General features: G+C 77.6%; 1 protein-coding gene. It reads right to left on the minus strand.

From position 1 onward, the window contains the following. On the minus strand, nt 1–320 hold a 320-nt coding region (locus UK12_RS45350), incomplete at its 3' end, for a hypothetical protein (protein WP_442973923.1). Between the last annotated feature and the right edge of the window lie 41 nt (nt 321–361).

Raw genomic sequence — 361 nt, forward strand, 5'->3', positions numbered from 1 at the left:
CAGCCGGCCTGGTCACCGGCCCGGAGGGCGAGTTCGACGAAGGCCGTGCCCGGGAGCAGCACGGTGCCCATGACCGCGTGGTCGGCGAGCCACGGGTGGCTGTCGAGGGAGAGCCGGACGGGGAGAGGGAAGACGTCGCCTGCCGCCCGTCGCACGCCGGCACCCGGCTCCGGCTGCGGTTGGCTCCGGGGTGCTGCCGTGAAGTCGGGCGGCTGCGTCGGCGCCGGGGGCGCCCGTCCGGTCGACCTGCGAAGATACGGTTCCCAGCGGGAGCGGTACTGGCTCGGGGCCTCCAGCCCGGGCGGCGACGGCGCGGCCACGCGCCTGGGCGCCGCCGACTACCCGCTGCTCGGTGCCGCCG

It is taken from the genome of Saccharothrix sp. ST-888 (genome assembly GCF_000955975.1).
In the GTDB taxonomy this organism is placed as follows: Bacteria; Actinomycetota; Actinomycetes; order Streptomycetales; family Streptomycetaceae; genus Kitasatospora.